Below are 25,030 nucleotides of genomic sequence, written 5' to 3' on the forward strand. Positions count from 1 at the left end.
TCTCCAGTAGCTGATGCCTACAACCTTAAGCAGCAAACTGTGATCAACAGGTCAACCCGTTGTGAAAAACTTGTCCTGTCCAATCCCATACATTTCAAGACTTTACAGATACAAGCAATAGCATGGGGCCATATTCGCCGATTTAGCGGGTTGTCTGGCAGGATAACGGCCAGGTCCATCCTCAGGGTTTGACCTGGCTCAACTCGACATGAAACCGGCAGCCGTTAGGCTCCATGGTGCTCAGGCTGACGCTCCAACCCTGGCTCTCGCAGATGCGTTGCACCAGCGACAAGCCCAGGCCAAGGCCTTCACCGCGCTTTTCGCTGCCGCGCACAAAGGGCTCGAACATCGCTTCACGTTTGTCCTCGGGAATGCCGACCCCCGAGTCCTCGACGATAAAGCCGCTCGGTTCGAGCGTGAGGCGAATAAAGCCTTGCTCGGTGTAGTGCAGCGCATTGCGCAACAGGTTGCCCATCACCGCGTGCAAAAAGGTGGTGTTGTAGCGGGTGTCCAGGGGATTGCCGGGGTTATAGATCAGCTCAAGGCCTTTTTGCTCGATGGGCTCGCGCCAGATGCCGAGTAGATCGTCGGCCACCTGCGTGAGGTTGACCTGCGGCGACATGGCGGCATCGTCGTGTTTGGCACGCGCCAGCATCAGGAAGGTCTGCACCAGTTCGCGCATTTCTTCACAGGCACGCGCGATTCGCAGCACCTGGTTGCGACCACGCTGGTCAATGGCCGGGTTTTCCAGCAGCAGTTCGCAGGAGCTGGCCAGTACCATCAAGGGCGTGCGCAGTTCGTGGCTGACGTCGCTGGTAAACAATTGCTCACGGGACAACGCCGCACGCAGGCGGCCCAGGGTGGCATCGAACGCCACGGCCAGCTCGCCGACTTCATCGGCGGCGTAGTCCGGCGCCAGCGGCGGCGCCAAGCCCAGCAATTGGTCACGATGGCGCACCTGGCGAGCCAGGCGCACCACAGGCGCCATTACCTTGCGGGCCAGCACCCAACCGAGGAACACCGCGAGCGCCAGGCTGAGTACAAAACCCACCAGCACCACGGCAAACAGCACGCGCTCACGCTCTTCGAAATCGCTTTGGTCTTGCAGCAACACATACCGTCGGCCATCCACCACTTCAACCATGGCGTGGTACGACAGCGCTTCGCGGAATACTTCGTGAAACCCCGGTTCCAGGTGCCGCAGGTCTTTGGGCAGCTCGAAATCTCCAGGCCCGCCGCTGAAGTAAAACAGCTGGTCGGGCTCGGGTCGGTGGCTCCAGTCCTCAACGCTGTCCATCAACAACAGGCGCTGGAGGTCGCCGCCTAGGCCTGCCGAAATCAGTTTTTCTTCCACCAGGTGCACGGTTGCAACGATGCCCATGGCGAAGGCCCCCGCCACCAACGCACTCATCAGCGCAAAGGCAATGATGATCCGCTGGGCAAGGCTTTGCTTAAACTCCATCACGGCCCTCGGCCAGGCGATAACCCACACCGTGCACCGTTTGCAGCAACGGTTTGGCGAAGGGTTTATCGATCACTTGGCGCAATTGGTGAACGTGGCTGCGCAGGCTGTCGCTGTCCGGGCAGTCGTCGCCCCACAGGGCTTCTTCGAGGATTTCGCGGCGCAGTACGTGCGGGCTTTTTTGCATCAGCACCGCGAGCAACTTCAAGCCCACCGGGTTGAGCTTGAGCAAGCGCCCTTCGCGGGTGACTTCGAGGGTATCAAGGTCATAGCTCAAATCACCGACTTGCAGGGCACGGCGCCCGCCGCCCTGGGCACGGCGCAACACGGCTTCGATGCGCGCGGCCAGCTCGGACAAGGCAAACGGTTTGAGCAGGTAGTCATCGGCGCCGGACTTGAAGCCCTGCAGCCGGTCATCCAATTGGTCGCGGGCGGTAAGCATGATCACCGGCGTGTCGCGGCGGGCGTCTTCACGCAGGCGTTTGCACAGCGTGTAGCCGTCGATACCAGGCAGCATAATGTCGAGCACGATCAGGTCGTAATGCTCGGTGGCGGCCAGGTGCAGGCCCGATAAACCGTCCTGCGCACAGTCCACGGTGTAGCCTTTTAGCCCCAGGTAGTCGGCCAGGTTGGCCAGAATATCGCGGTTGTCTTCAACCAATAAAATTCGCATGGGCAGTGTCTCCGTACGCGGTAACGGCCTTGTTGGCTCGCGCAGCTTAAGGCCAAGTGTGGCTCAGGGATAGACCTTGAGGCCAGGTCGATAAAGGTTTTCAACCAATTACATATTTCAACAAGTTTTTCACTATAGCTTCACAAACTGATTACAGTGTCAGGTCGAACATCGCGCCCATCGATATAAGGAATATGGACATGGGGTTTTTCAAAACAGCGCCTATGCGCTTTCTGCTGCTCGTCACCGCCACCTGGCTGGTGATTTTCCTGTTGACCCGCAGCGTGCTGCTGATCACCCATCTGGATGAAGTCGGTGGCAATTTGCTGCCGGTGTTTGGCGTGGGTTTGCTCTATGACCTGAGCTTCCTGGTGTATGCCGCCTTGCCGCTGGGCCTGTACCTGCTGCTGTGCCCGCCCGCGCTGTGGCGCCGACGCGGCCATCGCTGGTTCCTGCAAGCGGTGCTCACCGTCAGCGTCTTCGCCATGCTGTTCACTGCAGTCGCTGAATGGTTGTTCTGGGATGAATTCGGTGTGCGCTTCAACTTTATTGCCGTCGACTACCTGGTGTATTCCAAGGAGGTGTTGAACAACCTGCTGGAGTCCTACCCGATCGGCAAGCTGCTCAGTTTGTTAGCGATGCTGGCGATAATAGTAAGCCTGGCCCTGCGCAAGCCGTTCAATGCGGCGATGAACGCCCCGCTCCCGCCAATGCGCGGCCGCTTGCTGAACGCCCTGTGCCTGTTGCTAGCCGCCGGTCTGAGTGTGCAATTGATCAGCCAGAACAGCCCGCGTGCCCAAGGCGGCAACGCCTATATGAACGAATTGGCGAGCAACGGCCCCTACCAATTTTTTGCCGCCTTTCGCAATAACGAACTCGATTACACGCAGTTCTACAAAAGCCTGCCAACCGACGTTGTCGCCAAACAACTGCGCGCAGAACTCAGCGAACCCAATGCGCACTTTATCGGCACAGACCCGCTGGATATCCGCCGCACTATCGACAACCCAGGCACATTGCGCAAACCCAACATCGTGCTGGTGACCATCGAAAGCTTCAGCGCCAAATACATGGGCAGCAATGGCGATGAGAACAACCTGACGCCCAACCTTGATGCGCTGCGCAAACAAAGCCTGTACTTCAATAACTTCTATGCCACCGGCACCCGCACTGACCGTGGGCTGGAAGCGATCACGTTGGCGATTCCACCCACCCCCGGCCGCTCGATCGTCAAGCGCATTGGCCGTGAAAGCGGTTTCGCAAGCCTTGGCCAACAACTCGGTGCCGTCGGTTACGACAGCGTGTTCGTCTACGGCGGGCGCGGTTACTTCGACAATATGAACGCGTTTTTCAGCGGCAACGGTTATCGGGTCGTCGACCAGAGCAGTGTGCCTGAAGCGGAAATTTCGTTTAAGAACGCTTGGGGAATGGCTGATGAAGACCTCTACCGGCAAACCCTGAAACTTGCCGACGCCGACTACGCCAAGCAGCAGCCCTTCCTGCTGCAGCTGATGACCACGTCCAACCACCGCCCCTACACCTACCCGGACGGGCGCATTGATATCAAGTCCGGTAAAGGCCGTGACGGCGCCGTCAAATACACCGACCACGCTATTGGCGAGTTCCTCGAAGCGGCACGCCAGAAACCCTGGTTCGATAACACGATTTTCGTGTTCGTCGCCGACCACACCGCCGGCAGCGCAGGCAAGGAAGACTTGCCGATCACCAACTACCAGATCCCGCTGTTCATCTATGCCCCCAAGCTGATCGAAGCGCGGGAAACCGCACAACTGGCCAGCCAGATCGACCTTGCGCCGACCTTGCTGGGCCTGATCAACCTGAGTTACGAATCGACCTTCTTCGGCCGCAACCTGTTGCAGGACAACCCGCTGCCACCGCGCGTGGTGGTCGGCAACTACCAGTATCTGGGGCTGTTTGACGGCAAGGACCTGGCCATTTTAAGCCCACGCCAGGGCCTGCGTCGCCACGATCAAGCCTTGGGTGAAAGCCAGGAGTTACGCGTGGGCAGTGATGATCCGTTGATCCAACGCGCCATCACCTACTACCAAGCGGCCAGCTATGGCTACACGCAACAGTTGCTGAGCTGGAAGGCGCCGAAGGAAGTGCCCCCTGCGATCAGCGTACGCTGACAGCTGCGCTCTGGCCCTTGCCTACCACAGGGCAAGGGCGTGACACTTGCGCCATCCTCCGGCGATGGCGCCCTTGCATGTCCGACTCCCTGTTGCTGATCGAAGATGACCGCCCATTGGCCGCGCTGACGGCCGAGTTCCTGCGGGCGGAGGGTTTTACCGTCGCCGTGGAGCACCGTGGTGATCGCGCCGCTCAGCGCATTCTTGAGGAAAAACCGGCGCTGTTGATCCTCGACGTGATGTTGCCGGGCATCGACGGGTTTACCCTGTGCCGCCAGATTCGCGACAGCTACCCCGGGTTGATCCTGATGATGACCGCGCTGGATGAAAACGCCGAGCAATTGACCGGTTTCCACGTGGGTGCCGACGATTACGTGGTCAAGCCGGTCGACCCGCTGCTGTTGCTGGCCAGGGTGCGCTCGTTACTGCGCCGTCACCGCCAGGCGCCCAACGCGTCTTATCAGTGGGGCGCGTTTCGATTGGACCTCAACAGTCATTTCGCCTGGCTCGACGGCACGCCGTTGCAGTTCTCGGTGGCCGAGTTCGAATTGCTGGCGATTTTCGCCCGCCACAGTGGCGTGTTGCTGACCCGCGAGAAACTCCTGCAAAGCTTGCGCGGCCTGGAATACGACGGGCTTAACCGCTCGATTGATATGCGTGTGTCGCGCCTGCGCAAAAAGCTGATGAGCCTGGCCTGCCCGGTGACCATCCAGACCATCACGGCCCAAGGCTACCTGTTTGTCGAAATCCCCCAGGCGGCCCAGCATGTTTAAACTGCGCCCCTGGATGGTGGCCGTGGCGGGCGCGGGCTGGACGAGCCTGACCCTTTATCTGCTGTGGCTGTGCACCAACGCCTCGGTGTTTGTCGGCGAAGACAGCTTTTTGCGCTTGATGGCCGGCCCAGGCTACCTGGTGGCCGAACAGCTTAAAGGCGTGCCTGCCGAAAAGCGTGAAGCGCGCATGGACATCCTGCGCGCGCACTTCCAGTACCCGGTAGAGCTGATCCCGTATGACGACGTCGAATTGCCCCCCGAAGCCATGGTCATGCTCGAACATCAGCAGCCGGCGCTGAACAGCGACGAAGACATCAGCTACTTCCCGCTGGACGACGAAACCGTGATCCGCTTCGGCCCTATGTGGGGGAGTGCCGAGGTCAAGGACCTGCTGAAATTCCCGATTTTCTGGATCACCGCCTGCGTCGCAGGCTTGCCGGTGTTGCTGCTGCTCGGCCTCGGTTTGCGCGCGTACCGGCGGCATAACAAGGACCTGGCCACGCTCACCCACTGCCTGGACACCCTGGCACTCAGCCCAAATGTGATGCTGCCCGCCCTGGGCAAGGAATGGACGCCGTTGCTGCTGACTTTGCAACAGCATGCGCGGGACATCAGCGCCATGAGCGAACGCCATCGCGAAGTCTCTCAAGCCGTCTCCCACGAACTGCGCACACCGCTGGCGCGCATGCGTTTCGCCCTTACGTTGCTGAGCAAGAGCGAAGACCCGCCGACCCGCGCACGCCTTCAGGAGCGCTTGCAAACCGATGTCGAAGAACTCGAAGCCCTGGTTCGCGCCAGCCTGGCCTTTGCGCGAATGGCCGGCGCGCCCAGTGATTTGCAGCACGAGCCCATCAACCTGCGTGACTGGCTGCACCAGGAGTTCGCCTTGCTGGATGGGCACCATCGCCAATTGAGCCTGGAAACCGAGCCAGCACAGCTTGAACTGATCGGCGACCGCGCCCTGCTGCACCTGATCGTGCGCAACCTGTTGAGCAACGCCATCACCTATGCGCGTGATCGAGTGTGCGTGAGCGCCACTTATCAGGGTGAGCAGCACGTGGTGCTGCATGTCGACGATGACGGCCCCGGCATATTGGCGGAGAACCGTGAAAAGATTTTCGAGCCCTTCGTGCGGCTTGCCATGGGCGGCGACGAACCCAGTGGCTTCGGCCTCGGCCTGGCGCTGGCCAAGCGCGCAACCCAGTGGCATCACGGTGAGTTGTCGGTAACCCGCAGCCCGCTGGGCGGCGCACGCATGAGCCTGGTACTGCCGTTGCGGCCTCTTTAGAGGCATGCCTTTCAAGGTCTTTGGGCTGATGCATTCAAGTAAGTCGACTCAGAAACGGCACTGGAGAAAAGCAACCCGTGGCGAGCAGGCTTGCCCTGCGTTGGGCTGCGCAGCAGCCCCAGCCCGTTATAACTGACTCACCGAGTTGCCTGATTTGGGGCGGCTTCGCCACCCAACGCAGGGCAAGCCTGCTCGCCACAGTGACAGTGTTCGTCCTTATTGAAGGGTATCGCCGGTTGTAGCGCTGTTACAGCCTGTGACAGCCAAGCCATCCCATCGCCCGTAACCTCGCCAACTGAATCCCCGGTTGGAGAGCCCTTTCATGCATCCCCGTAAGAAGCATTTGCCCACTTTGATGCTGTCGCTGTGCATCGTTGCCGGCGCATTCGTGCCCGGTAATGCGTCGGCCTCGCGCCTGGCGGTGACGGACAAGCCATCACCACGGATGGAAGACAAACACGCTGGCGATCACACCGCCAATACGGCACGTCGGCCAACGGCGCAGGATGCGCTCCTCACCCCACCACCCCGGAGGTGGCCCCGAGCCGCCGGCGTTGAGAAACTCGCGCACCTGCCTGGCCCTGGCTCACTCGACCAAGCTGCTGCACCGCAACCCATGGCACTTGTGCCGGCTGCCCAAGTAACCCTGTCACGGGGCATGACCTTCAGGAAGCTGTTGCGGCGCCGTACATTGGGTTGAGATCAACACAGGCAGCCATGTGGGAGCCGGGCTTGCCCGCGATGCAGGCGACTCGGTATGTCTGGTGCACCGAGGTGATGCCATCGCAGGCAAGCCAGCTCCCACATTCGATCTCCTACATTTTTGGATACTGCACAAAAAAGCCCCGCCTGCATCACTGCAGGCGGGGCTTTTCAGTAGCCGGGTAAGGCTGGCTTACATCATGCCGCCCATGCCACCCATGCCGCCCATGTCAGGCATACCGCCACCGCCTGCGCCTTCAGCCTTTGGCTTGTCGGCGATTGCAGCTTCGGTAGTCAGGATCAGGCTACCGATCGAGGCTGCTGCTTGCAGCGCGGAACGAGTCACCTTGGTAGGGTCCAGGATGCCCATTTCGATCATGTCGCCGTATTCGCCAGTCGCAGCGTTGTAACCGTAGTTACCTTTGCCGTTCTTGACTTCGTTGACTACAACGCTTGGCTCGTCGCCGGAGTTGGCAGCGATCTGACGCAGCGGTGCTTCAACAGCGCGACGCAGAACAGCGATACCGACGTTCTGGTCAGCGTTGTCGCCGGTCAGGTCAGCCAGGGCTTCCAGAGCGCGGATCAGCGCAACGCCACCGCCAGGTACCACGCCTTCTTCAACGGCTGCACGGGTTGCGTGCAGGGCGTCTTCAACGCGGGCTTTCTTCTCTTTCATTTCAACTTCGGAACCGGCGCCAACCTTGATCACTGCAACGCCGCCAGACAGCTTGGCCAGACGCTCTTGCAGTTTTTCACGGTCGTAGTCGGACGAGGTTTCGGCAACCTGGGCACGGATCTGAGTGATGCGAGCCTGGATGTCCTGCTCAACGCCAGCACCGTCAACGATGATGGTGTTTTCTTTGGAGATGGTCACGCGCTTGGCGCTACCCAGGTTTTCCAGGGTGGCGCTTTCCAGGCTCAGGCCGATCTCTTCGGAGATTACGGTACCGCCGGTCAGAACAGCGATGTCCTGCAGCATGGCCTTGCGACGATCGCCGAAGCCTGGGGCCTTGACGGCGGCGACTTTAACGATGCCACGCATGTTGTTCACGACCAGAGTCGCCAGGGCTTCGCCTTCAACGTCTTCGGAAACGATCAGCAGTGGGCGGCCGGCTTTGGCAACGGCTTCCAGCACTGGCAGCATTTCGCGGATGTTCGAGATCTTTTTGTCGACCAGCAGGATCAGCGGGCTGTCCAGCTCGGCAACCATGGTCTCAGGCTTGTTGACGAAGTACGGGGACAGGTAGCCACGGTCGAACTGCATGCCTTCTACAACCGACAGTTCGTTTTCCAGGCCAGTGCCTTCTTCAACGGTGATCACGCCTTCTTTACCGACTTTTTCCATGGCTTCGGCAATGATGTCGCCGATGGAGTTGTCGGAGTTGGCGGAGATGGTGCCTACCTGAGCGATAGCCTTGGTGTCGGCGCATGGCTTGGACAGCTTTTTCAGCTCAGCAACGATGGCGATGGTCGCCTTGTCGATGCCGCGCTTGAGGTCCATCGGGTTCATGCCTGCAGCGACGGCCTTGTAGCCTTCGTTGACGATGGCTTGAGCCAGTACGGTAGCGGTGGTGGTGCCGTCGCCTGCGTCATCGTTGGCACGGGAGGCAACGTCTTTGACTAGCTGCGCGCCCATGTTTTCGAAACGGTCTTCCAGTTCGATTTCTTTGGCTACCGAAACGCCGTCCTTGGTGATAGTCGGAGCGCCGAAGCTCTTCTCGATAACCACGTTACGGCCTTTAGGGCCCAGGGTCGCTTTTACCGCGTCAGCCAGGATGTTGATGCCGGTGAGCATTTTTTTGCGGGCGGAATCGCCGAATTTAACTTCTTTAGCAGCCATGATCGATATTCCTTAAATACTTTGTAGTAACGGGAAAATGAGCGGGGAATCAGTCTTCCAGAACGGCGAGAATTTCGTTCTCAGCCATGACCAGCAGGTCTTCGCCGTCGACTTTCACAGTGTTGCTGCCGGAGTAAGGGCCGAAAACAACCTTGTCACCCACTTTTACGGCCAGCTCACGTACTTGACCGTTTTCCAGCGTCTTGCCCGGGCCTGCAGCGAGAATCACACCGTGGTTGGCTTTTTCAGCAGCCGAACCTGGCAGAACAATACCGCCAGCGGTTTTCTTTTCTTCTTCGCTGCGACGGATTACGACGCGGTCGTGCAGAGGACGAAGCTTGCTCATTGTCGATCTCTCCTAATTGTGTTTTTCATCGGCCGGTATCGATACCGGCAAGTTGTATTCCGGCGGTGCCGGTCGCGCCTCGCCAAGCAAGACGCGGAAGTCTGTCTGGTGTCGCCACCAGAAACCTTGCGGTGACCGTTACATAAGGGCGCATAAGCTTATTACAAGAGGCCGCGACGGAAATTTTTTACGAATGCCGGGCGGCAAAAGCAACACAGCACCCAAAGGCGCCGTGCAGGTCATGCGGTTATTTGCTGTCGCGGTGTTCGAACTCGCCTTCGATCACATCCCCTTCACGCCCCAACGGCTGGCGTGGAGCCGGCCCGCCACGGGGTTGCAGGTCATCGGCGAAGGCGCGCTGGCGGATCGCCGCTTCTTCGGCACGCTGGCGCATCTTGCCGGCCAGCAGCTTGCGGGTGAACGGCAGCAACATCACCAGGCCGACCACATCGCTGATAAAGCCCGGCAGGATCAACAAACCACCGGCCAAAGCCATCATCAGGCCTTCAAGCATGGTCTGTGCAGGCAGTTCGCCGCGGTTCAGGCTTTCACGGGCACGCAGCGCCGTGGCCAGGCCGGCGACGCGCAGCACCAGCACGCCGAGCATCGAGCCGAGAATGATCAACAGCAACGCCGGGAAAAACCCGATGGCACTGCTGACTTGAACGAATACGAACAGCTCCAACACCGGGAACAGCAGAAAGAGCAATAAAAAAGGGCGCATCAAATGGTTCCTCAACGCAAGAATGCCTTGCCAGTCCACCTTAGATGACGTCGCCGTTTCGTGAATTCAAGCGCTGGCGGCTTCTTTTTTCGGCCAGACGTCGGCGTGAGCCAATGAAACCAGGGCTTCGCGCACTTGTGTCGGCGTGTTGCAAGGCTCGGCAAACGGCAGCCAATACAAGGACTGGCCGATACGCAGGTGCATGCCTTCGCTGTCGATACCGGCCAATTGCGCAGGCTCGGTGGTCGGCAGGCCGGTCAGCTCCACATAGTGGGCGATGGCCTTGGTGTGGTCGCTGTTCATGTGCTCGATCATGCTGCGCTCGGCTTTGCCCGCAAACGGGTTGGCCAGGGTGAGCTGGTCAACCCAGTGAATCGCGCCAAAGCCGCCGATGTAACGGTGACGCACCGGCTTGAGCACCCAGAAGTCAAAATCGTGGGCCTTGTGGTAGTTGGCCGAATCCGGGAAGTAGCGGTAATAGCGCTCGGCGGCGGCTTCAATCGCTGCCTCATCCTCAAGCTTTTCGGCTTCGGCCAGGTAGGTCAGGCGCCCTACCGCTTGCACGTCGTCCGCCTCGCGCTCACCCACCAGCAACGAGCACTTGGGGTCTTTTTGCAGGTTGTGCGTGTGCTGGGCGATGCGGCTGATCAGGATGATCGGCTGGCCCTGCGCGTCGAGGCAGTACGGCACCACTGAGCCGAAGGGAAAACCCGGCATGGCTTTGGACAATGTGGAGAGCGCTCCACGGTATTCCTTGAGCAACAGCTCTCGGGCGTTCTTGGCAACCTGCGTGCTCACGGTATGACTCCTCGGGTGTTCAGCCGCCCACAGCCTATGGCGTCTATGGGAATGAATCTCAACACAAGGTAATCAATATCGGCGCGGGTTGCCAGAGTGCCCGTTGCTGGTTTTACCGGGCTGCTTTACCAGGCGACGCCGAAGCCTGCGGTGTAACGGGTCTTGTCCAGGCTGCTTTGCGATTCGCCATTAATGAGGTCACGCTCGGCCTTGAGGTTGAGCGACGCCCACTCGGTGACTTTGTAGCGCAGGCCCATTTCCGCATCCAGGGAGTAATCGGACGGCCCGGCCAGCGGTTTGCCCACTTCACCGTTAGTGAAGAATTCCACGGTCTTGCCCACCAGGTAGCGGTTGTAGCTCCATTTCATGGCCAGGGAATAGAAGTTGCTCTTGCGATCGTCCGAATACTGGTAATCGGTGCGGTTGACCAGCGAGCCGAGGGAGAACGCGCCCAGCTCATCGTCCCAGAACTGGTAGCCAGGGCCAGTACCGACGGTGCGCTGGCGGGACAGGTCTTCAACCTTGTCACGCTTGTAGGTCAGGCGGCCCTGCCAGTACCAATGCTCGGTGATGAAGCGGTCCAGGTCATATTCCAGCGACCAGTTATCAGTGGTGGTCACGTCATCCTGGAACTCGCGGTTGTATTCGCCCTGGGCGGTATGCCGCCACTGGCCGTGACGGGCGGTGGTCTTGAAGTCGATGTCGTAGTCGTTGGTGTCCTTGTCGGCGCGTTTGTAGTCCAGCGCCAGGTCGACATTGCCCTTCCACACCAGGTCTTCGATCACAGGCTTTGGCTTGAGGATCTGCTGGATGCTGGCCAAGTCCACGGTTTTCGGCGCTTCGCCATTGGTCAGGGTGACCTTGCCATCCTCCGCCGCTTTCAGGGATTTGGCCTTTTCACCGGTGTAAGCGTCCTGCTTGACCAGCAGTTCCTGATCGCTTTCCAGGGTCTTGACCTGTTTCCAATCCACTGGGATGGCCCCTGCGTAGTTGGTCTGAATCAGCAATTTGCCACCGTCGAAGACTTTGATCTTGCCGGTCAGGCGGTCACCGTTCTTCAACCAGATGGTGTCGGCGAGCAGGGGCGTGGAGGCGCTGAGAACAGCAAGGCAGAGCAGGGTTCTGGACAACATAAGCGAATTCGAGGCTCGAAAATGGCGAAAAAGGGGCGTTATCGTGTTAGATAGCTTGGACTGACTCAAGGATTTATATTGAGTTCAATTCTCAACGGCATGATTACAGACGTTTCTTACAAAAACACCTCTTTATAAAGACGCGGCGATGCCCACACCCCAGACACCCGAAGACGCCCCCCAAAGCCCCGCAGACATGCGCCGCACGGCCTTGTACCTGACCCTGGCGCAAGTGCCCGAAGGTTGCGTGGTGAGTTACGGCGAGTTGGCGCACCTTGCCGGCCTGGGCCGGGCCGCCCGCTGGGTCGGGCGTACCTTGAGCCAGCTTCCCGAGGACACCCGCCTGCCCTGGCATCGGGTGTTGGGTGCCGGTGGTCGGATAAGTCTGCCGGTGGGCAGTGCTTCAGGCGACGAACAACGTGCGCGTTTGCGCAGTGAAGGCGTCAGTATCCTGAATAATCGCGTTGATATTCAGCGTCATGGCTGGCGCCCGGTAGAGCACAGCGGTTAGAGTGCGCGCTTTGTTTCCGCAAATCTGAGGCAGACTCCAGCCCATGCCCCGTAAAACCTGGCGCGCCGCGCTCGCCGCCTATGCCAGCCCTTCGACGTTAGTCCTGTTGTTGCTCGGCTTCGCCGCCGGCTTGCCTTACATGTTGGTGTTTTCGACGCTTTCCGTGTGGTTGCGCGAGGCCGGTGTGGCCCGCGAGACCATCGGCTATGCGAGCCTGATCGGCCTGGCCTACGCGTTTAAATGGGTCTGGTCGCCGCTGCTCGACCAATGGCGCCTGCCACTGCTCGGCAAACTGGGACGACGTCGCTCCTGGCTGGTACTTGCCCAGACGCTGGTGATCCTCGGGTTGATCGGCATGGGCTTCTGCGACCCGCAAAAGCACTTGTCCTGGCTGATCGCCATTGCCGTTATCGTAGCCTTCGCCTCAGCCACCCAGGACATCGCGGTAGACGCCTATCGCCTGGAAATCGCCGACGACAGCCGCCAGGCTGCGCTGGCTGCCAGCTACATGTCCGGCTATCGCATCGCCGCACTGCTGGCCACCGCCGGCGCGCTGTTCTTTGCCGAAGGTTTCGGTTCCACCGGTTTCAACTATAAACACTCGGCCTGGACCGGCACTTATGTGCTGTTCGGCGTGTTGATGATCCCGGCGCTGCTGACCACCTTCTTCATGCGTGAACCCGATGTGCCACTGCGCACCCAACTGCAGGCCGGGCGCTACAGCTTTGCGCATCAGCTTGTTTCGGTCTTTGTGCTGATCGTGCTGCTGGTGTCGGTCCCGGCGATGTTCACCCAACTGTACAACACCGATTTCGCCAGCGTGCTGTTCCACGGCGTGAGCCTGTGGGAGCTGCTGATGGAAGACCGCGCGTTCCTGCGCGCCATCCTGTACATCATCCTCACCACCCTGTGCCTCTCGGCCATGGGCCGCCGGGGTTTGGCGCCGGTGCTGACGCCGGTCAACGACTTTATCCTGCGTTATCGCTGGCAGGCGCTGCTGCTGCTCGGGCTGATTGCCACCTATCGCATGTCCGACACCGTGATGGGCGTGATGGCCAACGTGTTCTACATCGACCAGGGCTTTACCAAGGACCAGATCGCCGGGGTCAGCAAGATCTTCGGCCTGATCATGACCCTGCTCGGCGCCGGTATGGGCGGCCTGTTGATCGTGCGCTTCGGCATCCTGCCGATCCTGTTTATCGGCGGCATTGCCTCGGCGGCCACCAACCTGCTGTTCGTGATGCTCGCCGACATGGGCCCCGACCTGCAGATGCTGATCTTCACCATCTCCCTGGATAACTTCAGTTCGGGCCTGGCCACTTCGGCGTTTGTCGCCTACCTGTCAAGCCTGACCAACCTCAAGTTCTCTGCCACCCAATACGCGCTGCTCAGCTCGATCATGCTGTTGTTGCCGCGCCTGATTGGTGGCTACTCGGGCGTGATGGTGGAGAAGTTCGGCTATCACAACTTCTTTATCATCACCTGCCTGCTGGGTGTGCCGACGCTGTTCCTGATTGCGCTGCACTGGTTTCAGGAAAGCCGACGGGCGCGATTGAATCCTCCCGCAGAAGACTGACCCACCTCAGTCAATGTGGGGGCTGGCCTGCCTGCGATAGCGATGGTGAATCCAACACCGCTATCGCAGGCACGCCAGTTCCCACACAGGCTCTACTCCAACACAAACACCGCCACGACCTCACGCCTGTACTCCAGCGACAACCGCCCGTACAATCCCAAGTCATTTCAAGTCCAAGCAACCGACAACGGCCTACCATGCGTACCAGTCAATATTTGCTCGCCACACAGAAAGAAACGCCTTCCGACGCGGTTGTGATCAGCCATCAGCTGATGCTGCGCGCCGGTATGATCCGCAAACTGGCCTCCGGCCTGTACACCTGGCTGCCCATGGGCTTGAAGGTGATGCGCAAGGTCGAAGCCATCGTTCGCGAAGAAATGAACGCCGCCGGCTCTCTGGAAGTGTTGATGCCGAGCACCCAACCGGCTGAGCTGTGGCAGGAATCCGGGCGCTGGGAAGAGTACGGCCCTGAGTTGCTGCGCTTCAAGGACCGTCATGGCCGCGACTTCTGCGCCGGCCCGACCCATGAAGAAGTGATCACCGACCTGATGCGCAACGAGCTGAGCAGCTACAAGCAGCTGCCGTTGAACCTGTATCAGATCCAGACCAAGTTCCGTGATGAAATCCGCCCACGCTTCGGCTTGATGCGCGGCCGCGAGTTCATCATGAAGGACGCGTATTCGTTCCACGCAGACCAGGCGTCCTTGCAGGCCACTTATGACCGCATGCACCAGGCCTACTGCAACGTGTTCACGCGCCTGGGCCTGAAATTCCGCCCGGTTGAAGCGGACAACGGTTCCATCGGCGGCGCCGGCTCCCACGAGTTCCACGTGCTGGCCGAGTCCGGCGAAGACGATATCGTGTTCAGCAACGGCTCCGACTACGCGGCGAACATCGAGAAAGCCGAAGCCGTGCCACGGGAAACGTCCCGCCCGGCACCGGCTGAAGAGCTGCGCCTGGTGGACACGCCAGAGACCAAGACCATCGCGGCCCTGGTGGAAAAATTCAACCTGCCAATTGAAAAGACCATCAAGACCCTGATCGTGCGCGCCGAGGAAGAAGGCAAGCTGATCGCCCTGGTGATCCGTGGCGACCACGAACTCAACGAAATCAAGGCTGCCCAGCAACCTGGCGTGGCCAGCCCGCTGGTCATGGCCACCGATGCCGAACTGCGCGACGCCATTGGCGCCGGCGCCGGTTCGCTGGGCCCGCTGAACCTGCCGCTGCCGATCATCATCGACCGTTCGGTCGAGCTGATGAGCGACTTCGGTATCGGTGCCAACATTGATGACAAGCACTACTTCGGCGTGAACTGGGAGCGTGACCTGCCGGTTCCGACCGTGGCCGACCTGCGTAACGTGGTGGCCGGTGACCCAAGCCCGGATGGCAAGGGCACCCTGGAAATCAAGCGTGGCATCGAAGTCGGGCACATCTTCCAGCTGGGCAACAAGTACAGCAAGGCGATGAAGTGCGAAGTGCTGGGCGAGAACGGCAAGCCGATCACCCTGGACATGGGTTGCTACGGCATTGGCGTATCGCGCGTGGTTGCCGCTGCCATCGAGCAGAACAACGACGAGAAAGGCATCATCTGGAGCGACGCCCTGGCACCGTTCCAGATCGCCCTGGTACCGCTGCGCTACGACAACGAGCAAGTACGCGAAGCCACCGACAAACTGTATGCCGAACTGACAGCTGCCGGTTTTGAAGTGCTGCTCGATGACCGAGACAAGAAAACCAGCCCGGGCATCAAGTTCGCCGACATGGAACTGATTGGCATCCCGCACCGTATCGTGGTCAGTGACCGCGGCCTGGCGGATGGCAATCTGGAATACAAAAGCCGGACCGAAGCCGAAGCCCAACCGTTGCCGGTGGCTGACGTGCTGTCTTTCCTTCAGGCGCGTATTCGTCGCTGAAAACCAGATCAAGAGAAGTCATGTTCAAGCGAAACACCAGAGCCCTGGGGGGCGCCGCCTTGTGCGGCGCCCTGCTGGTCAGCGGCTGCGCCAATCAAATGTCGCAACGCAGCGAGCACGAGGAGCGGGTCGAGCGAAAGTTGCTCGATCACAGCCTGCAAATCGATGTAGGCGAACCCAAAGTGCTGGAACTGCCGCAACGCCGGGTTCGCATTCACGAGCAAAAGACCTTTGAGGTCACCGAGTTCGAAGTCACCCGCCGTTACGATCGCTACACCCCCTACCAAGCCTGGCGCAAACTCTATGAGATGCCGTTGGGTGCCGTTGCACTGGTAGCGGGCGCGGGCGCCAACGTGGTGAATATCTTCGCCCTCGGTAACCTGCCCACCAGCATGACGCACGACTGGCTGAGCTACGGCGTGGACGGCATCAACCCGTTCATGAACGTGCAATCCCACGGCCGTGCGCAACAGAACCTGGCGGGTATCGATGAAGTGCAGCGCGACAAGCGCACCGAGTATTCGAGCCTGCCCTGGAGCGAACGCCCGGTGCAAGTCACCGCCGGCAAGCAGACCCATGAGCTGACCACCGACCGCGACGGTGTACTGCGCCTGAACCTGTTGGACAGCCCGTTTGCCGAGCAGGACCTGAACCGCGTCAGCACCTTGAAGATCAGCGTGGAAGATGGCCAGGACGATGTGCATTCCGACTCGACCCTGGCGGTCAGCAACACCCTGCGCGGCAAGTTGCTCGAAGCCCATGGCCTGATCTACGACGACCTGGAAGATGACGAAGTGAGCCAGTGGGTGCACCGGGTCAAACGCCTGTCGGAGCTGGGCCTGGAAGAAGAAGCCAGTGAGCTGGAACAAAGCCTGATCGAATTGACGCGCAATGATCCGGAATTGCAGCAGGAGTTTCTGCAGGCGCTGACCAAGGATGCAGGAAGGCTTGTCGCAGATCCAGGCGCACGCTGAGATTTAAGCAACACCGAAAGACAACTGTGGGAGCTGGCTTGCCTGCGATAGCGGTGTATCAGTTAAAGCATCAATGACTGACACAGCGCTATCGCAGGCAAGCCAGCTCCCACATTTTTTGGATCCGGTTTTTACCAGGGAAATTGCAGCTGCTCGTTACCGATGCTCAAGTCCAGCAACCGCACCCCAATCCCCAACAACCGCACCGGCTTCCCGCCCCGGTTAAACGCTTGCGTCAACAGCTGTTGATAACTCTCCAGATCCCGCCCTGCTCCGGCCTGCTCCAGCGTCGTTTGGGTAAAGTCATGAAACTTCACCTTAACGAACGGCTTGCCAGCACGGTAGCTACTGTCGATACGCGCCATGCGCCCCGCCAGCGTTTCCATCAGTTCAGGCAATTTCGCCAGGCAACTTGAAAGGTCCGGCAGGTCCACGTCGTAGGTATTTTCCACACTGATCGATTGCCGACGGCTGTCGTTCTGCACCACGCGGTCATCAATCCCCCGGGCCAGGCCCCAGAGCCGCTCGCCAAAACTGCCGAATTCACGCACCAGCGCCAGCTTGTTCCACTCGCGCAGTTGCAGGCAGTCTTCGATGCCCAGGCGCGCCAGCTTGTCGGCGGTGACCTTGCCAACCCCGTGCAGCTTTTTCACCGGCAACTGCGACACAAAGTCTTCGATCTGATCCGGGGTGATCACAAACAGGCCATTGGGCTTTTTCCAGTCGCTGGCGATCTTGGCCAGAAACTTGTTCGGCGCCACGCCGGCCGACACGGTGATGTGCAACTGGTTGGAGACGCGCCGGCGGATGTCCTGGGCGATACGCGTGGCACTGCCGCCAAAATGCGGGCTGTCGGACACATCCAGATAGGCTTCGTCCAGCGACAACGGCTCGATCAGATCGGTGTAGTCGCGAAAGATCGTCTGGATTTCCTTCGAGGCTTCTTTATAGGCATCCATGCGCGGCTTGACGATGGTCAGGTCCGGGCACAGCTTCAAGGCGTGACGCGATGACATGGCCGAGCGCACGCCATAGGCCCGCGCCTCATAGTTGCAGGTGGCAATCACCCCGCGCCTGTCTGCCGAGCCGCCGACCGCCAAGGGCTTTTGCGCCAGGCTCGGGTCGTCGCGCATCTCGATGGCGGCGTAGAAGCAATCACAGTCGACGTGGATGATTTTGCGCTGCGTCATATAAACAGAGGGTGTAATCCAACGGGCGGCCAGTATCGCACTCACTCCTGTATATAGCACCAGTAGTTTGAATCTGCCGTTTGAGCGGTAGGAAATTTCCCAGGTGAATTTATTTTCTCAATCGAAAACCAGCCGCCAATAGAGCTGAAACCCTCGGCCAGACTGGCCCCGAGGCCGTTTCAAGCCCACCTTGGAGAGCTAACCGATTGAACCACAAGCGCTTTTCTTCAATTCACAGGTTGACACACCTGCGTTCCTCTGTAGAATGCCGACACACAGACGCGGGATGGAGCAGTCTGGTAGCTCGTCGGGCTCATAACCCGAAGGTCGTCGGTTCAAATCCGGCTCCCGCAACCAAACATCAAAAAAGGCTACTCGANAGACGCGGGATGGAGCAGTCTGGTAGCTCGTCGGGCTCATAACCCGAAGGTCGTCGGTTCAAATCCGGCTCCCGCAACCAAACATCAAAAAAGGCTACTCGAAAGAGTGGCCTTTTTTGTGCGTGCCTGTTTTAGCCCTGTATGAAAATTGTAAGACAGAAAAAACGTTGCCCACCCTGCACTTACCGCACAAGGTGGGCGTGGAGTGACTAATTTCCACTTATTTGACCCATCAGGCTATTAACGGTTGACACCTCGCCGTTGGGCTGTAGAATGCCGCCCACAGACGCGGGATGGAGCAGTCTGGTAGCTCGTCGGGCTCATAACCCGAAGGTCGTCGGTTCAAATCCGGCTCCCGCAACCAAACATCAAAAAAGGCTACTCGANAGACGCGGGATGGAGCAGTCTGGTAGCTCGTCGGGCTCATAACCCGAAGGTCGTCGGTTCAAATCCGGCTCCCGCAACCAAACATCAAAAAAGGCTACTCGAAAGAGTGGCCTTTTTTGTATCCGGTGAAAAAGTTCTTCTGAAACAATGGCATGGCATCTTTCATGAAACCGTATACGGTTTGCAGAGTCCATGTCATTGCAAGCTATGCTCAGTACTCAAGCACGACCCTCTACGACCAATGGCCGCTGTCGCCGCCCCCGGCGATAAGCGTTAATATTTGTAATTATTTTGTCCATAGGGATTGGTAACTTGGCTGGATACCTCCATCCTGTCGCGCACAATCCACGAGGTGATTGATGCGCGCCAACTCGTCTGAACCACAAGACACCGTCACAGCGGAACAACCGATTACTCCCACCCGTTTGCGTTGGCTGGATCTGTTGAGCAAATACCGTCAACCCATTGGGCTGGCCGTCACTCTGCTGTTGTTCGCTATCGCCCTGATCGCCTGCCGACACCTGCTGCTGGAACTCGATCTTTACGCGCTCCACGACTCGATCCTGGAAGTGCCCAAGCCTGCCTTGCTCGGCGCATTTGCCGCCGCGGTCGCCGGTTTCGTCATTCTATTGGGCTATGAATTCTCCGGCGCGCGTTATGCCGGCGTAAAGCTGCCGGCCAAAACCCTGGCCATGGGCGGCTTCACTGCCTTTGCCATCGGCAATGCCATTGGCCTGTCGATGCTCTCCGGTGGCTCGGTGCGCTACCGTTTATATGCACGCCACGGTATCGGCGCTTCGGAAGTGGCCCACATGACCGTGTTCGCCAGCCTGGCCCTGGGCACCGCCCTGCCGCCGCTGGCTGCACTGGCCACCTTGAGCAACTTGCCGGCGGCCTCGACCTACCTGCACTTGTCCCAAGGTTTGCTCGGTGGCATCGCCGGCGCGGTATTGCTGCTGTCAGTCGCACTGTGCATCGGTATTTATCGCCGCCGCCTGCCGGAACAACCCTACCCGGACAACCTGCTGGTCAAGGCCGGGCGTCGTACGCTACGCCTGCCCGGCCGCCGCCTGACCTTCCTGCAACTGATCATTACCGCGCTGGATGTGGCCGCTGCCGCCACCGTCCTTTATATGTTGCTGCCGGAAGCGCCGCCGTTCGGCCCGTTCCTGCTGGTGTACCTGCTGGCCCTGGCGGCCGGTGTACTCAGCCATGTGCCGGGTGGCGTAGGCGTGTTCGAGGCAATTCTGCTGGCCGCGTTTGCCGATAAACTCGGCGCCGCGCCATTGGCCGCCGCCCTGCTGCTGTACCGGATGATCTACGTGGTGCTGCCACTGCTGATCGCCTGTATCTTTCTGCTGGTCAACGAAGCCCAGCGCCTGTTCCAGACCCAGCAAAGCCTGCGGGTTGCATCGGGCCTGGCGGCGCCGGTGCTGGCCGTACTGGTTTTTTTGTCCGGCGTGGTCCTGCTGTTTTCCGGCGCCACGCCGGAAATCGACTCACGCCTGGAAAACATCGGCTTCCTGATTCCCCACCGCCTGATTGATGCCTCGCACTTCGGTGCCAGCCTGATCGGCGTGTTGTGCCTGTTGCTCGCCCAAGGCCTGCGTCGACGTTTGTCGGCGGCGTGGATGCTGACCATGGTGCTGCTGCTGACCGGCGCCCTGCTCTCGCTGCTCAAAGGCTTCGACTGGGAAGAAGCCAGCCTGATGATCATGACGGCGGTGCTGCTGGCGATCTTCCGTCGCTCGTTCTACCGTGCCAGCCGCCTGACTGAACTGCCGTTCTCGCCGCTGTACCTGGTGGCCAGCGTCTGCGTGCTGGGCGCCTCGATCTGGCTGCTGCTGTTTGCCTATCAAGATGTGCCGTACAGCCATCAACTGTGGTGGCAGTTCACCCTGGACGCCAACGCCCCACGGGGCCTGCGTTCGTTGCTGGGTGCGGCGGTGTTGCTGGTCATCGTGTCGTTGACCTGGCTGCTGCGCACGGCGCGCCCGGTCATTCACTTGCCCACGCCGGATGAGCTTGAGCGCGCCACCAAGATCCTGATGGCCTCCTCGCAACCCGACGGCGGCCTGGCGTTGACCGGCGACAAGGCGTTGCTGTTTCACCCCAACGATGAAGCCTTCCTGATGTACGCCCGTCGCGGGCGCAGCCTCGTGGCCTTGTACGACCCGATCGGCCCGACTCAGCCCCGCGCGGAGATGATCTGGCAGTTCCGTGACCTGTGCGACATCCATCACGCGCGCCCCGTGTTCTACCAGGTACGCGCCGAGAACCTGCCGTACTACATGGACATCGGCCTCACCGCGATCAAGCTGGGCGAAGAAGCCCGCGTCGACCTCAAACGCTTTGACCTGGAAGCCAAGGGCAAAGAGATGAAGGACCTGCGCTACACCTGGAACCGTGGCACCCGGGACGGTCTGTCCCTGGAGATCTGCGACCCGGGCAAGGCGCCGATGGATGAGCTCAAAGTTATCTCCGATGCCTGGCTGACCGGCAAGAACGTGCGGGAAAAAGGCTTCTCCCTCGGACGCTTCAGCGACGACTACCTCAAGCACTTTCGCATCGCGATCATTCGCTTCGAAGGGCGCCCGGTGGCCTTCGCCAACCTGCTCGAGACCTACAACCATGACTTGGCCAGTCTCGACTTGATGCGTGCGCACCCGGACGCGCCGAAGCTGACCATGGAATTCATGATGGTTGGCCTGATTCAACATTATAAGAACCATGACTACGCCCGCTTCAGCCTCGGCATGGTGCCGTTGTCGGGCCTGCAACCCCGCCGTGGTGCACCGCTGACCCAACGCTTGGGCTCGATGGTGTTCCGCCGTGGCGAGCAGTTGTATAACTTCCAAGGTTTGCGCCGCTTCAAAGACAAGTTCCAGCCTGACTGGGAACCTCGTTATATGGCCGTGCCCGCAGGACTTGATCCGCTGGTGGCACTGGCCGATACCGCCGCCCTGATTGCGGGCGGCTTGACTGGATTGGTGAAACGCTGATGATTCGACGCTCCTGGCGGTATGTATTGGCCTTAGTAGTGCTGCTCGCGCTGATCGCGGCGGGTGGCTTTTGGTACTGGAACCGCCCTGCCCCGCAACCGACCCTGGAACAACTGCCCCAGGCCGACGGTTCGGTGATGACCCGTGTGACGCCTAACGGCTCGGCCAAGGCCCGCGTGGCCGTGGCCGTAATGGCCGACGAAACCTTGAGCGACAGCCAACTGATTGCCCTGAGCCAGGGCGGCTCGGCGCAAATCGTTCAAGTGATCCTGCCAAAAGATGACTGCAAGTTGCAGGAACAAGCCCTGCAAAGCGCCCTGGCCCAGCTTAAAGGCCCGGCGACGCTGGTCAGCGGCATCGGCCCTGGCGCCGCGCTCGCCTGGCGCTGGCTGGCCACACAGAACGACGACAAGGCCAACGCCATCTCCGTCGGCTTCGCCCTGGTGCAGGAAGGCTGCAAGGATCCACTGCCAAAGACCTCCGCCCACGGCAACTGGCTGGTGGCGTGGAACGATAACCCTGACGATGAAAGCGCCAGTTTCGTCCGCGATACACCGCGCGCGACGACCAGCATCAGCGACTACGACATTCACTACCCGCAAGTGCTGAACAACGAACTGCGCAAGCAATTGGTCGGTTCGGACAACGGCGGCCTGGCGATTCCCGTGGTTGAGGTACCGGCTGGCCAAGCCAAGGACACCGTTACCCTGTTCCTCTCCGGTGATGGCGGCTGGCGTGACCTGGACCGCGATGTGGCCGGTGAAATGGCCAAGATCGGCTACCCGGTGGTCGGCATCGACACCTTGCGCTACTACTGGCAGCACAAGACCCCGGAACAAAGCGCCAAAGACCTCACCGAGCTGATGCAGCACTACCGCCAGAAGTGGGGCACCAAGCGCTTCGTACTGACCGGTTATTCGTTCGGTGCCGACGTGCTGCCGGCGATCTACAACCGCATGCCGGAAAGCGAACAGCAGCGTGTCGACGCAATCATCCTGCTCGCCTTTGCACGCACCGGCAGCTTTGAAATCGAAGTGGAAGGCTGGCTGGGCAACGCCGGCAAAGAAGCCGCCACCGGCCCGGAAATGGCCAAGCTGCCAGCCGATAAAGTGGTGTGCATCTACGGTGCTGAAGAAGTCAACGAGAGTGGCTGCACCGACACCACGGCTGTGGGCGAGGCGGTGAAGCTGCCCGGCGGGCATCACTTTGATGAGAACTACCCGGCGCTGGCTCAGCGCTTGGTGGATATCATTGTGAAGCACCAGGCTAAAGACAAAGCCGAGTAATCCAAGGCTGCCCACAAAGCTGAACGTGGGCACCTCTGTGGGAGCTGGCTTGCCTGCGATAGCATCACCTCGGTCTGTCTGATAGACCGAGGCGTCTGCATCGCAGGCAAGCCAGCTCCCACAGTTGTTTTGCGGTGTGGCTCAGACTCAGCGCGGTTCGATATGCGCAATCATCAGCTGCACAGTCTCATTGCCACGAAACTCGTTCACATCCAGCTTGTAGGCCAACTCCACCCAACGCACTGTCGGGTTCGGCCAGACCTCACGGTCCACACCAAACGCAATGCCGTCGAGCTTCACTGACCCGCATTCGCTCTTGAGCACCACCTTCAGGTGCCGCTCGCCAACCACACGTTGCTCCACCAACTGAAACACACCGTGAAACAACGGCTCGGGAAAGTGCTGGCCCCATGGCCCGGCATGTCGCAGTGCACGCGCCAGTTCCAGGTGAAACTCTTCCACCGCCAATGTGCCGTCGGTCAACAGGCGACCGGTGAGGTCTTCTTCACACAGTTGCCGGCGCACTTCGGCATCAAAGGCTTCGGCAAACAGCGGGAAGTTTTCTTCGCGCAAGGTCAGGCCGGCGGCCATGGCGTGGCCGCCGTATTTGGCGATCAGGTTGGGATGCTGGCTGGCGACCACCGCCAGGGCATCACGGATGTGAAAACCCTGCACAGAGCGCCCTGAGCCCTTGAGCAGGCCATCACCAGCGTCGGCGAAGGCGATGGTCGGGCGGAAATAGCGCTCTTTCATGCGTGACGCCAGAATACCGATCACACCTTGGTGCCATTCAGGGTCGAACAGGCACAAGCCGTATGGCATCGACTCCACCGGCAAGTCCTTGAGCTGGGCCAGGGCCTCGCGCTGCATGCCTTGCTCGATGGATTTGCGATCCTGGTTCATGCCGTCCAGTTGCGCGGCCATTTCCCGTGCCGCCGCCATGTCGCTGGTGAGCAGGCATTCGATGCCCAAGCTCATATCATCCAGGCGCCCCGCCGCATTGAGGCGTGGCCCGAGGATAAAACCGAGGTCGGTGGAGGTGATACGCGCCGCATCGCGCTTGGCCACTTCGAGGATCGCCTTGATCCCCGGCCGCGCACGCCCGGCACGAATACGCTCCAAGCCTTGGTGCACCAGGATGCGGTTGTTGGCATCCAGCGGCACCACGTCAGCCACGCTGCCCAGGGCGACCAGGTCGAGCAGCTCGCCGATGTTCGGCTGCGGTTTGTTGTCGTACCAGCCCAGGCTGCGCAACCGCGCGCGCAGGGCCATCAGCACGTAGAAGATCACACCGACACCGGCCAATGCCTTGCTGGGGAACTCGCAGCCAGGCTGGTTCGGGTTGACGATGGCATCCGCCGCCGGCAATTCATCGCCGGGCAAGTGGTGGTCGGTGACCAAAACCTGCAACCCGGCGGCCTTCGCTGCCGCCACGCCTTCAACGCTGGAGATGCCGTTATCCACAGTGATCAGCAGCTGCGGCTCGCGCTGCAGCGCCACCGCGACGATTTCCGGGGTCAGGCCGTAGCCGTATTCGAAGCGGTTAGGCACCAGGTAATCGACATGGGCCGCACCGAGCAAACGCAGGCCCAACGTGCCCACGGTACTGGCCGTGGCACCATCGGCGTCGAAGTCACCGACGATAAGGATGCGCTGGCGCTGCTCCAGGGCCGTCACCAGCAGGTCTACCGCCGCGTCGATGCCCTTGAGTTGCTGGTAGGGAATCAACCGCGCCAGGCTCTTGTCCAGCTCAGCCTCCGACTGCACCCCGCGGGCGGCGTAGAGACGGGTCAACAGCGGCGGCAATTCACCGAGAAACGGCAGGACAGCGGGCAACGGGCGAGGATCGATACGCATGGGGTGACGGAAGCTTCTCTTCTAATACGACAGTTAAATAACAATTGAGCAATCAACACAGATCA

19 protein-coding genes and 4 tRNA genes are annotated in these 25,030 nt (G+C 60.1%); 13 read left to right on the forward strand and 10 right to left on the reverse strand.

Annotation, left to right across the window (positions count from 1 at the left end; genetic code table 11):
• Positions 1–181 precede the first annotated feature (181 nt).
• Both ASE80_RS09410 and colR read right to left on the reverse strand, forming a co-directional pair.
• The gene (locus tag ASE80_RS09410; protein ID WP_056858674.1) at positions 182–1,462 is read right to left on the reverse strand and encodes a sensor histidine kinase; all 1,281 of its coding nucleotides are present in this window, start codon (positions 1,460–1,462) and stop codon (positions 182–184) included.
• The gene (gene colR / locus ASE80_RS09415; RefSeq protein WP_003175870.1) at positions 1,452–2,135 is read right to left on the reverse strand and encodes a two-component system response regulator ColR; all 684 of its coding nucleotides are present in this window, start codon (positions 2,133–2,135) and stop codon (positions 1,452–1,454) included. Before colR ends, ASE80_RS09410 begins: the two co-directional genes overlap by 11 nt.
• A 200-nt stretch (positions 2,136–2,335) precedes the next feature.
• Between colR and ASE80_RS09420 the strand changes: the two genes are divergently transcribed.
• The 3 genes from ASE80_RS09420 (at position 2,336) to ASE80_RS09430 (ending at position 6,346) form a co-directional block, all read left to right on the forward strand.
• Positions 2,336–4,285 carry an LTA synthase family protein gene (locus ASE80_RS09420; protein WP_056858675.1) on the forward strand — a complete coding sequence of 650 codons (1,950 nt, stop codon included), beginning with the start codon at positions 2,336–2,338 and terminating at the stop codon, positions 4,283–4,285.
• Between the two features lie 77 nt (positions 4,286–4,362).
• Positions 4,363–5,058 carry a response regulator gene (locus ASE80_RS09425; protein ID WP_056858676.1) on the forward strand — a complete coding sequence of 232 codons (696 nt, stop codon included), beginning with the start codon at positions 4,363–4,365 and terminating at the stop codon, positions 5,056–5,058.
• The gene (locus ASE80_RS09430; RefSeq protein WP_056858677.1) at positions 5,051–6,346 is read left to right on the forward strand and encodes a sensor histidine kinase; all 1,296 of its coding nucleotides are present in this window, start codon (positions 5,051–5,053) and stop codon (positions 6,344–6,346) included. Before ASE80_RS09425 ends, ASE80_RS09430 begins: the two co-directional genes overlap by 8 nt.
• A gap of 436 nt (positions 6,347–6,782) precedes the next feature.
• On the opposite strand, the gene ASE80_RS31615 is transcribed toward ASE80_RS09430, so the two are convergent.
• From ASE80_RS31615 to ASE80_RS09455, 6 genes are all read right to left on the reverse strand, one after another.
• Positions 6,783–6,917 (reverse strand): hypothetical protein, encoded by a 135-nt coding sequence (locus tag ASE80_RS31615; protein ID WP_256598347.1) that lies wholly within the window; start codon positions 6,915–6,917, stop codon positions 6,783–6,785.
• A 324-nt stretch (positions 6,918–7,241) separates the two neighbouring features.
• On the reverse strand, positions 7,242–8,888 hold the full coding sequence (gene groL, locus ASE80_RS09435) for a chaperonin GroEL (RefSeq protein ID WP_056858678.1): 1,647 nt from the start codon (positions 8,886–8,888) through the stop codon (positions 7,242–7,244).
• Between the two features lie 49 nt (positions 8,889–8,937).
• Positions 8,938–9,234 carry a co-chaperone GroES gene (locus ASE80_RS09440; RefSeq protein ID WP_017139748.1) on the reverse strand — a complete coding sequence of 99 codons (297 nt, stop codon included), beginning with the start codon at positions 9,232–9,234 and terminating at the stop codon, positions 8,938–8,940.
• A 247-nt stretch (positions 9,235–9,481) separates the two neighbouring features.
• Complete coding sequence (locus ASE80_RS09445; protein ID WP_016975517.1) at positions 9,482–9,958, reverse strand: FxsA family protein; 477 nt, start codon at positions 9,956–9,958, stop codon at positions 9,482–9,484.
• 66 nt (positions 9,959–10,024) lie between these two features.
• On the reverse strand, positions 10,025–10,756 hold the full coding sequence (locus ASE80_RS09450) for a HugZ family pyridoxamine 5'-phosphate oxidase (protein ID WP_056858679.1): 732 nt from the start codon (positions 10,754–10,756) through the stop codon (positions 10,025–10,027).
• 125 nt (positions 10,757–10,881) lie between these two features.
• A complete protein-coding gene (locus ASE80_RS09455; protein WP_056858680.1) occupies positions 10,882–11,889 on the reverse strand; it encodes a DUF481 domain-containing protein in 1,008 nt (335 codons plus the stop codon).
• 148 nt (positions 11,890–12,037) lie between these two features.
• Here ASE80_RS09455 and ASE80_RS09460 point away from each other — a divergent pair, with 148 nt between their 5' ends.
• The 4 genes from ASE80_RS09460 (at position 12,038) to ASE80_RS09475 (ending at position 16,863) form a co-directional block, all read left to right on the forward strand.
• Entirely contained in the window at positions 12,038–12,400 is a 363-nt protein-coding gene (locus ASE80_RS09460; protein WP_056858681.1) for an MGMT family protein, read from the forward strand.
• 43 nt (positions 12,401–12,443) lie between these two features.
• Positions 12,444–13,976 carry an AmpG family muropeptide MFS transporter gene (locus ASE80_RS09465; protein WP_017139744.1) on the forward strand — a complete coding sequence of 511 codons (1,533 nt, stop codon included), beginning with the start codon at positions 12,444–12,446 and terminating at the stop codon, positions 13,974–13,976.
• Positions 13,977–14,173: 197 nt separating this feature from the next.
• Positions 14,174–15,889: a proline--tRNA ligase gene (locus tag ASE80_RS09470; RefSeq protein ID WP_056858682.1), complete on the forward strand. Its 1,716-nt coding sequence runs from the start codon at positions 14,174–14,176 to the stop codon at positions 15,887–15,889.
• Between the two features lie 20 nt (positions 15,890–15,909).
• On the forward strand, positions 15,910–16,863 hold the full coding sequence (locus ASE80_RS09475; RefSeq protein WP_056858683.1) for a hypothetical protein: 954 nt from the start codon (positions 15,910–15,912) through the stop codon (positions 16,861–16,863).
• A gap of 131 nt (positions 16,864–16,994) precedes the next feature.
• Here the strand turns inward: ASE80_RS09475 and dinB are convergent, their stop codons facing one another.
• On the reverse strand, positions 16,995–18,053 hold the full coding sequence (gene dinB / locus ASE80_RS09480; RefSeq protein ID WP_056858684.1) for a DNA polymerase IV: 1,059 nt from the start codon (positions 18,051–18,053) through the stop codon (positions 16,995–16,997).
• Positions 18,054–18,333: 280 nt separating this feature from the next.
• Between dinB and ASE80_RS09485 the strand changes: the two genes are divergently transcribed.
• From ASE80_RS09485 to ASE80_RS09510, 6 genes are all read left to right on the forward strand, one after another.
• Positions 18,334–18,410, forward strand: a tRNA-Met gene (locus tag ASE80_RS09485).
• A 26-nt stretch (positions 18,411–18,436) separates the two neighbouring features.
• A tRNA-Met gene (locus ASE80_RS09490) sits at positions 18,437–18,513 on the forward strand.
• Between the two features lie 207 nt (positions 18,514–18,720).
• Positions 18,721–18,797: transfer RNA gene (locus ASE80_RS09495), tRNA-Met, on the forward strand.
• A gap of 26 nt (positions 18,798–18,823) precedes the next feature.
• Positions 18,824–18,900: transfer RNA gene (locus tag ASE80_RS09500), tRNA-Met, on the forward strand.
• Between the two features lie 279 nt (positions 18,901–19,179).
• A complete protein-coding gene (gene mprF, locus ASE80_RS09505) occupies positions 19,180–21,822 on the forward strand; it encodes a bifunctional lysylphosphatidylglycerol flippase/synthetase MprF (protein ID WP_056858685.1) in 2,643 nt (880 codons plus the stop codon).
• On the forward strand, positions 21,822–23,108 hold the full coding sequence (locus ASE80_RS09510; RefSeq protein WP_056858686.1) for a virulence factor family protein: 1,287 nt from the start codon (positions 21,822–21,824) through the stop codon (positions 23,106–23,108). Before mprF ends, ASE80_RS09510 begins: the two co-directional genes overlap by 1 nt.
• A gap of 147 nt (positions 23,109–23,255) precedes the next feature.
• Here the strand turns inward: ASE80_RS09510 and recJ are convergent, their stop codons facing one another.
• Positions 23,256–24,965 (reverse strand): single-stranded-DNA-specific exonuclease RecJ, encoded by a 1,710-nt coding sequence (recJ, locus tag ASE80_RS09515; RefSeq protein WP_056858687.1) that lies wholly within the window; start codon positions 24,963–24,965, stop codon positions 23,256–23,258.
• Positions 24,966–25,030: the final 65 nt, after the last annotated feature.

Source organism: Pseudomonas sp. Leaf15 (assembly GCF_001421425.1).
GTDB lineage: Bacteria > Pseudomonadota > Gammaproteobacteria > Pseudomonadales > Pseudomonadaceae > Aquipseudomonas > Aquipseudomonas salomonii.